Source organism: Sphingomonas sp. (genome assembly GCF_025353885.1).
In the GTDB taxonomy this organism is placed as follows: Bacteria; Pseudomonadota; Alphaproteobacteria; order Sphingomonadales; family Sphingomonadaceae; genus Sphingomonas_O.
In genome coordinates this window covers 18,378-27,116 of record NZ_JANXNX010000066.1, presented here as the reverse complement: position 1 = coordinate 27,116, position 8,739 = coordinate 18,378, and the positions used below count along the sequence as shown (strand labels likewise).

The 8,739-nt window shown below is 60.3% G+C and carries 9 protein-coding genes; 6 read left to right on the top strand and 3 right to left on the bottom strand.

The features are described from left to right. Positions 1 to 1,112 (top strand): family 1 glycosylhydrolase (locus tag Q0R02_RS07255; protein ID WP_293882009.1); only part of this gene is annotated, 1,112 nt, incomplete at its 5' end. Next, entirely contained in the window at positions 1,112 to 2,005 is an 894-nt protein-coding gene (locus tag Q0R02_RS07250) for an aldose 1-epimerase (protein ID WP_293882008.1), read from the top strand. The genes Q0R02_RS07255 and Q0R02_RS07250, both read left to right, overlap by 1 nt. Here Q0R02_RS07250 and Q0R02_RS07245 read toward each other — a convergent pair. Further along, positions 2,002 to 2,448 carry a DoxX family protein gene (locus Q0R02_RS07245; protein WP_293882006.1) on the bottom strand — a complete coding sequence of 149 codons (447 nt, stop codon included), beginning with the start codon at positions 2,446 to 2,448 and terminating at the stop codon, positions 2,002 to 2,004. The genes Q0R02_RS07250 and Q0R02_RS07245 overlap by 4 nt on opposite strands. A gap of 76 nt (positions 2,449 to 2,524) precedes the next feature. On the opposite strand from Q0R02_RS07245, the gene Q0R02_RS07240 reads away from it, so the two are divergent. Continuing rightward, positions 2,525 to 4,090: a GMC oxidoreductase gene (locus tag Q0R02_RS07240; RefSeq protein WP_293882004.1), complete on the top strand. Its 1,566-nt coding sequence runs from the start codon at positions 2,525 to 2,527 to the stop codon at positions 4,088 to 4,090. Here the strand turns inward: Q0R02_RS07240 and Q0R02_RS07235 are convergent. Next, the gene (locus tag Q0R02_RS07235; protein WP_293882002.1) at positions 4,066 to 5,232 is read right to left on the bottom strand and encodes an MFS transporter; all 1,167 of its coding nucleotides are present in this window, start codon (positions 5,230 to 5,232) and stop codon (positions 4,066 to 4,068) included. The genes Q0R02_RS07240 and Q0R02_RS07235 overlap by 25 nt on opposite strands. A 105-nt stretch (positions 5,233 to 5,337) precedes the next feature. On the opposite strand from Q0R02_RS07235, the gene Q0R02_RS07230 reads away from it, so the two are divergent. Both Q0R02_RS07230 and Q0R02_RS07225 read left to right on the top strand, forming a co-directional pair. Continuing rightward, positions 5,338 to 6,138 (top strand): VOC family protein, encoded by an 801-nt coding sequence (locus Q0R02_RS07230; RefSeq protein WP_367271441.1) that lies wholly within the window; start codon positions 5,338 to 5,340, stop codon positions 6,136 to 6,138. Positions 6,139 to 6,153: 15 nt separating this feature from the next. Next, entirely contained in the window at positions 6,154 to 7,095 is a 942-nt protein-coding gene (locus tag Q0R02_RS07225; RefSeq protein ID WP_293882000.1) for a Gfo/Idh/MocA family oxidoreductase, read from the top strand. A gap of 105 nt (positions 7,096 to 7,200) precedes the next feature. On the opposite strand, the gene Q0R02_RS07220 is transcribed toward Q0R02_RS07225, so the two are convergent. Next, the gene (locus Q0R02_RS07220) at positions 7,201 to 7,845 is read right to left on the bottom strand and encodes a TetR/AcrR family transcriptional regulator (protein WP_293881998.1); all 645 of its coding nucleotides are present in this window, start codon (positions 7,843 to 7,845) and stop codon (positions 7,201 to 7,203) included. Between the two features lie 62 nt (positions 7,846 to 7,907). On the opposite strand from Q0R02_RS07220, the gene Q0R02_RS07215 reads away from it, so the two are divergent. Next, the gene (locus Q0R02_RS07215) at positions 7,908 to 8,630 is read left to right on the top strand and encodes an outer membrane beta-barrel protein (protein WP_293881996.1); all 723 of its coding nucleotides are present in this window, start codon (positions 7,908 to 7,910) and stop codon (positions 8,628 to 8,630) included. The last annotated feature ends 109 nt before the right edge of the window (positions 8,631 to 8,739 follow it).

Sequence of the window (8,739 nt, the reverse complement as noted above, 5' to 3'; positions counted from 1 at the left end):
AATATGACTGGGAATTTGCTGACCAGGCATTTGCCGAGCTGAAAAAACGCAATATCATACCGATCGTCGACCTGTGTCATTTCGGCGTGCCCGACTGGATCGGGAACTTCCAGAACCCCGATTTTGCCGACCTGTTTCGCGACTATGCGTTGGCCTTTGCGAGCCGTTTCCCGTGGGTGCAGCTTTTTACCCCGGTGAACGAGATGTATATCTGCGCGACCTTTTCGGCGCGCTACGGCTGGTGGAATGAACAACTGAGCAGCGAACTGGGCTTCGTCACTGCGCTCAAGCATCTGGTCAAGGCGAACGTGCTAGCCATGGAAGCGATCCTGACGGTTCGCCCGGATGCAATCTTCATCCAGAGCGAATCCTCCGAATATTTCCATGCGGAAAGCCCCGCAGCGATCAGGCCGGCGGAACTGATGAATTCCCAACGATTCTTATCGCTCGACCTGAATTACGGACGCCGCGTCGATTCAGAAATGTACGAATATCTGCTGGGTAACGGCATGACGAAGGAGGAGTATCACTTCTTTCTCGATAATCGCCTGAAGCAGCACTGCATCATGGGCAATGACTATTACGTAACCAACGAACACCGCGTGCGCCCCGATGGCTCGACTACGGCGTCGGGCGAGATCTTTGGATACAGCGAGATTACCCGGCAATATCACGCCCGGTACCGCCTGCCAGTGATGCACACCGAAACCAACCTAAACCAGGGGCCGCTCGGTACCGAAGCGGTTGACTGGCTATGGAAGGAGTGGGCAAATGTGTTGCGCGTTCGCAACGACGGTGTGCCGGTCGTCGGCTTTACCTGGTATTCACTCACTGACCAGATCGACTGGGACAGCGCCCTTCGTGAGACAAACGGCAACGTCAACCCGCTTGGTCTCTATGACCTCGATCGCAAGATCAGGCCCGTCGGTCAGGCTTACAAGGAACTTATCCAGCAGTGGCGCGATGTTCTTCCCACCCAGAGTATGTGCCTGACCGTGCCCGTGATGATGCCGGACGAAGCCGACGACATTCATGCGATGCGGCAGCGCGCGGGTGCGCGCCGGATGATCAGAACGAAACCGACTGCGCCCGCGGTGCAGGAGAACGGATAATGGAACGCCGGCTCTTTCTGCATGCAGGCCTGCTGGAACTCCAACTTATGCCCTCGATCGGCGGCAGCATTGTTCGCTTCGATCACGTATTGGGCAAGCGGCGACAGCCGCTGCTGCGCGCCGGCAACGGAACGATCAGTGACGTACTTGACGCGTCATGTTTTCCGCTGGTGCCGTTCGTTAATCGCATCCGCGGCGGCACCTTCACCTGTGATGAGCGCATTGTTACCTTGTCGATTAACAGTCCGGGCGACCCGAGCCCAATGCACGGTCAGGGCTGGCGGGCGTCGTGGGAGGTCGTGGAGGAAAACGGGGATCGCGCGACCCTTTCGTATCTTCACCCTGCGGGTGAATGGCCGTGGGCGTACGAGGCGACCCAGCGGCTCGCACTCGACAAGAACGGCTTTTCACTCGAACTATCCTGCCGCAACCTGTCACCAGAACGGATGCCGTGCGGGCTCGGCTTCCATCCCTATTACCCTTGCACGACCGAGACCGTGCTCGACACGGTCGTCGAAAGTGCCTGGACGATCGATGCAGCGGTGTTGCCGGTCGAAAATGTTCCTGCGACGGGTCGGTACGATCTGCGTGCGCCGCCTATTTGCGGACAGGCGCTCGACAACGGCTTTGATGGCTGGGGCGGCTCGGCGTTGATCACATGGCCCGGCGAGCAGGCATCGCTACGACTGTCATCTCCCGATGCGGGTCGCTTCCAGGTCTATTCGCCGCCGGAAGGTGGCGTGTTCGTCGCCGAGCCTGTTCAGAACGCCAATGCGGCGCTCAATGCGCCGCAGGTCGATTGGCCGGCACTCGGGCTAACGCTTCTGGCGCAGGGACAATGCCGCGCGCTGCGCGCCCGGTTCGACGTTTTGACCGATGATCCCGACGCTTAGTGCGACCGGGACGACCAGGCCTTCGGCTTCACGACCTCCGTCGGCCGGTCCAGCGTCCCTGCAAACACTACGAGCAACAAGCCGCCGACCAGGCCAAAGTTTTTCAGGAATTGCCAGAAATGTTCGCGTGCCACGCTGTCGTCCCGAATGCTGAAAAAGTCATGATAAGTCCAGAAGGGGTGATAGAGAAATCCTGTCACGAAGCAGAATCCGGCCAGAAGCAGCGCCGCTGGACGATCGAACCATCCCGCCACGATGCAGATCGGCGTCAGTCCCTCGACCATAATCGCGAGCACCAGCAGAACAGGTGCGCCCGGGATGCCTCCCGATCTGGTCTGGGCAATCGAGTTCTTCCAATGCCATATCTTGTCGATCGCGCTGAACGGGAACATCACAACCAGGCAGACCCGCGCCACAATCCACACAGTCTCGTTCCATGTCATGGTGGGAATTCCATTAAGCTCGGAAGGGACCCATTTACGTCTCTCCCTTGTTATCGGGCTAACAGGAGGCACGCCGATGAGCAACGACCGCTACGACGTTATCGTAATCGGCTCCGGGCCCGGCGGCGCATCGCTCGCGCTGCGACTGGCAGCGACGGGCAAGCGCATCATGATCCTCGAGCGTGGAGACTATCTGAAGCGTGAGCCCGACAACTGGAACGCAAAAGCGGTGTTCGTCGACGGCAAATATCAGGTCAAGGAAACATGGTACGACAATCGCGGGAACAGCTTTCAACCCGGCCTGCATTATGTGGTCGGCGGCAACAGCAAGGTCTATGGCTCGGCCCTGTTCCGCCTGCGTGAGCGCGACTTCGGGGAGATCGTCCATTCTGACGGCATCTCCCCCGCCTGGCCACTGCCCTATGACGTGTTCGAACCCTACTATGCGCAGGCAGAGGCGATCTTCTCGGTGCATGGGCAGCGCGGGCTGGACCCGAACGAGCCGCCGTCGAGCGGTCCCTATCCGTTCAAGCCCGTCGCGCATGAATCGCGGCTGCAGGCACTCTCGGATGCGCTGGAAAAGATCGGTCATCATCCGTTTCCGCAGCCGCTTGGCATATTGCTCGACGAGGTCGGCACGCGCGCGTCACCGACCAGCGCGTGCATCCGCTGTGACGCTTTCGATGGTTTCCCGTGCCTGACCAATGGCAAGGCGGACGCCCAGATCGCCTGCATCGAACCGGCGCTTGCCCATGACAACGTCACGCTGCTGACCGGGGCCTATGTCGAGCGACTTGAAACCGACCCGTCGGGGCGGACCGTTACCGCCGTCCAAGTGGTGCGCAACGGTATGCCGGAAGTTTATGCCGCCGACATCGTCGTCTCGGCGTGCGGTGCGCTGTCTTCGGCGTTGCTCATGTTCCGTTCGGCCAGCGACAAGCATCCGACAGGGCTCGCCAACGGTTCGGACCAGGTTGGTCGTAACTATATGCGCCACAACAATGCGGCGTTCATGGCGGTCTCGCGGGAACGGAACGACACTATATTCCAGAAGACGCTGGCGTTGACCGATTTTTATTTTGGTGCCTACGACTGGGAGTTCCCGCTGGGGACGATCCTCACCAACGGCAAGTCGCATGGCGCGGCAGTGGAGGGGGAGGCGCTGCCTGCGTTCCTGCAATGGTTTCCCGACAAGCCGTTCGACGTGCTGGCACGGCATGCAATCGACTTTTGGGTCATGAGCGAGGACCTGCCGCTGCCGGAAAACCGCATTACTCTCGGCAAGGATGGGCGCGTGACGCTGGCCGTCCAACCGACTGGCGGCGAGGCGCACCGTAGGCTCCGGCAAAAGCTCGAGGGCCTGCTGACCCACGTCGATGCGCATCCGCAGTTGCTGAACCGGTCGCTGTATCTCGGCAAGAACATACCCGTTGGTGGCACCGCGCATCAGGCGGGGACGATGCGCTTCGGCACCGATCCGGCGACGTCCGTCCTCGATCTTGATTGCCGGGCGCACGAAGTGGACAATCTCTACGTCGTCGATGCCAGCTTCTTTCCGACCATCGGCGCGGTAAACCCGACGCTGACGATCATCGCCAATGCCTTGCGCGTCGCCGATCACATCGCCGAACGTCTCGGCTGATCCTCTCGGCCGCGCGTAAGCAGGACGAGCGCAAGACCGCCCGCGGCCATGCAAGCGCCAGCGATCGATACCCAGCCATAGCTCAGGCCCGCCGATATAACGCCGCCGCCAAGCGCCGCGCCGATCGCGTTGCCAAAGTTGAAGGCACCGATGTTGATCGAGGAGGCAAGGTTGGGCGCGTCGCTTGCCACGCTCATTACGCGCGCCTGCAGAGAGGGCACAAGGGCAAAGGTCGCGACGCCCCAGGCAAACACCGTAGCGATTGCCGGGACCGCGCTGTGCATCGTCCAGGCAAACAGGGTGAGCAGCGCCACCAGCGACACGAATACAACGATCAGCGTCGGGTTCAGCGCCCGATCCGCAAAATGCCCGCCCAGCGCGTTGCCGATGGTAAGGCCAACACCGTAGATCACGAGCGTCAGCGTCACGCTATTTTCCGACACATTGGTCACATGCTGCAGGATCGGGGCAATATAGGTAAACACGGTGAACATCGCCGCCGATCCCAGCACGGTCGCCAACAGGGCGAGCAGGACGGCGGGGCGGGCCATCACCCTCAGCTCGGCACGAATATCCGTTTCAGCGTTGCCAGCGATGCACGGCAGGGCGAGCAGCAGCGCAGCCATCGCCACCACGCCTAGCCCGCCGATACCGGCAAAGGCGCTACGCCACCCGACATGCTGCCCGACCCATGCTGCAAGGGGCACGCCGCCGATATTGGCAAGCGTCAGCCCGCTGAACATGGCGGCAACCGCACTGGCGCGACGCTCCGGTGCCACAAAGCTCGCGGCGACGACCGACCCGACGCCAAAGAACGATCCGTGACACAGGGAGGTGACGAGACGCGCCGCCATCAGCCAACCATAACCAGGGGCGAGCGCGGCCATGAAATTCCCGACCGTGAACAGACACATCAATCCGACAAGAACCAGCTTCCGATCGAAACGCCCCGTCGGCAGCGTCAGCAATGGCGCGCCCACCATCACGCCAAGTGCATAACCGGTGACGAGGAGGCCCGCCTTGGGGATCGATACATGGAGACCGTCCGCCACCACGGGCAAAAGCCCCATTGGCGCAAACTCGGTCGTGCCGATGCCAAAGGCGCCCACCGCAAGGGCCAGCAGCGGCCAGTTCATCTTCATCCGCTCTGGCTCCTGTGCTGGTGTCCGTGATACGCTTCGTCTCTGATCCGGAAAGCACACAAAACGCGGATTGCGATACAAATAATTGGAAAGCCGGTCATAAACTTGCCCACCGTTGGCCATATCACACGATTGACGTTGAACGTGCGCGACATCGAGCGGGCTATTGATTTCTACGTTGGCGCGCTTGGCTTCAGGGTGGAAGCCAGAACCACAGGCGGCGCTTGCCTGGCGATCGGGGCACAACGTATCGAACTGCGGTCAAAGCCTGACGCCTCGCCCTATCCCGAACAACGCAAGGCGAACGATCCCTGGTTCCAGCATTTCGCAATAGCCGTCTTCGACATGGCCATCGCATATGAGCGGCTGTCCCGCTTTTCGCCCGAGCCGATCACCTTGGAGGGACCGCAGTTGTTGCCGCCGAGCACGGGTTCGGTAACCGCGTACAAGTTCCGCGACCCCGACGGCCACCCGCTGGAACTGTCGTTTGCGCCGACCAGCGCTTGGTCCCAAGTCGGATCGCCCGAAAGCGCGGTGTTCCTGGGGATCGACCACACGGCGCTGGGGGTGCGGTCGCTTGATGCGAGTATCGCCTTTTACAAAGGGCTGGGATTCCGATTGGGTGCGCGTTCGCTGAATCGGGGCCCCGAGCAAGATCGGCTCGACGGGCTCGTCGGGGCAGTCGTCGACATCGTGACACTGCTGACACCCGAGCCCGGGCCCCACATCGAGCTATTGCACTATCGATCCCCGGCATCGGCAATATCGCACGAGATGACCCGGAAGGACATCGCGGCTACCAAGACGGTGCTGACGCTGATCGCACGGTCGCCGGCCGAGTTTATTGAACCCATTTCAGGCCAGCGGGATCCCGATGGGCACTTCCTGCGCTTTACGACTTCCTGATCTGAAGAGGTAAGAATGGCCAAACACCGTATCGGCATCATCGGCTTCGGCAAGATTGCGCGGGACCAGCATGTCCCGGCGATTGCCGCCACACCGGAATTCGAACTGGTTGCCGTGTCCAACGTCGGCAGCGGGGCCGCGCCTGAAAGTGTGCAAAGCTTCGCCAGCTTCGACGAGATGTTGAACGGCGTTGCCGATCTTGACGTGGTGTCGATCTGCACGCCGCCGGGACCGCGCCGTTCGATTGCCGCCGCATGCCTTGCGGCCGGCAAGCATGTGCTGCTGGAGAAACCGCCAGCGGGAACCGTGACGGAAGTCGGCGACATCGCGCGTCATGCCAACGCCGCCGGAAAAGTCGCGTTTGCCACTTACCACGCGCAGCATAATGCTGCCGTCAAGCGCGCAGCCGACATGCTTGCCGGCAAGACGCTGAAGTCACTTCGCGTCACCTGGAAAGAAGATCTGCGGCGCTGGCATCCGGGGCAGGACTGGATCATGGCAGCGGGCGGCTTCGGCATGTTCGATCCCGGCATCAACGCGCTGTCGATCCTCACCAGAATTTTACCGCAACCCGTATTTATCAGCGCCGCCGAACTGTCCTTTCCAGCTAATAGGCAGGCACCGATAGCGGCCAACGTTACATTCGGCACGAGCCTCGCCACGGACGGGGAACTGGTGGGCGAATTCGACTGGCGTCAAACAGGAGAGCAGATCTGGTCTATCGAAATCGAGACCGACGATGGCACTAGGCTGACGCTGGTCGATGGCGGCGCGCAGCTTCAGGTAGAAGGCGCGCCGCCATTTATTGGGCCTGCTGACGAGTATTACGACATTTACAAAGAATTCGCACAGCTGCTCGAGGTATCAAAGTCGAAGATCGACGCCGCACCGTTCCAGCTGGTTGCCGACGCCTTCATGCTGGGGAAGAGAACTGAGGTCGGGGCCTTTGACTTTTAATCGTGGCTCGTCCCAGCGCATCAGTGTGACCCCTCGGCGGCGACCCGGAGTGTTCCCGACTTGATCGAATGACGACAGTTGGGCGCACTGCAGCCGGGTCGCATTTCAGCTATCATTTCGTTCCGGATCGTGCGCATATTCATTTTCCAGCAGCGCACGGTCAAGAATCGCGTTGGACATCCATATCATCAGGTCTTCAGATTCGACCCCTGATACGCCGCAAATGTCGCGAAGCACGATGAGGGCGTCGATGCCCAGGCAGACAGCCAGACTGTTCTGAAGCCGGGTATAGTTCACCTCCGATAGCTGATCGCGCACAGGCGATAGGCTCTGCGTAATCCAGTCGAGCCTTCGTTGACCGCGTTTCGGGGTCACGCCATTATCGCTATCGGTTTTGCTATCGAGCGATGCCCGCATCATTTCACGAAGTTCGGCCTCATGCGTTTCGGCGAGACGGCGCAGGGCTATCGCCAGGTTGGCGATCCGACCGTGGACATCGGTCGAAGCAGCGATTGATGTCATCATCTCGCCCATCTTTCCGCGCAGAGATTCGAGGGCGGCATCTGCCAGCATATGTTCCTGCGACACGAAGTAGCGATAAGCAGTACGCTTTGAGATACCGACGGCAAGCGCCGCCTCTTCGACAGTCGGTCTCTTGCCTGCGCGCACCAGCGCTGCTGCCGACTCAAGCAGCGCCATCTTGGTTCGCGCCTTTTGATTGGCCCGACCCGAACTAATCTCTTGATCCAATCTATTCGTGCTCCTATAGTGACATGACGCTACAAACGTGCCATTACGGATTGGAGATGTCAATGAACCGTGTTTCTGCGGCCGGGCTTTTGCGGCCAAAATCAAAGCGCGCCATTCAGATTGCGGTCGGTGCATTTGCCTTCGCAGCCACCGCAGCACCTGCTCAAACGACCGATCGCTGGTATGTTGCCGGTGCCGTCACTGGCTCTGCCCTTAACAAACCGCATCAGACGATCGCCAATGCGCCTGTTCCGGGATCGACTCTGCAGGTGTCCAACAATGTCGATTTTGGGTGGGGCGGGCAAGCAGCCGTCGGTCGGAGTCTGGGATCACTCCGTCTCGAAGCCGAGGTTGGTCGGACCGCGAACAAGTCGAAATCCTATACGGTGACATCGCCGATCCAGGTCACTCTGCCACAGGACGGCAAGAACAACGTAACCCGCTTCATGGCGAACGTTTATTTCGATGTGCCGCTGACGCACTTTCCGGTGCAGCCCTATCTCGGGGCAGGGATCGGCGCTGCGGATACGCGGGTCACGACCTTTGCAGCACCGGCGCGCGCGCCCATGGCACCGCCTTCGCAGTTGCTCGACATCAGAAAAACGGTGTTTGCCTATCAAGTAATAGGCGGCGTTGGGCTGCGTCTGGCATCGAATCTGCGTCTCACGGCGCAATATCGCTGGTTTGAGGCTGGAACCGTCAAAGGTCATGACTCTCGGGGTGAAGCCGCCACACGGCATCTGGCCGGTTCCAACGTCGATGTCGGATTTCGCTTCCTCTTCTAAACTGATGGTGGTCGGATTGCCAGATAGAGTCTTCATCATAGAACGGGCATTCCAGCTTGCGCGGCAAAGGGATTGCCCGAGCGTGGATGCTATAACATCCAGCCTCGTT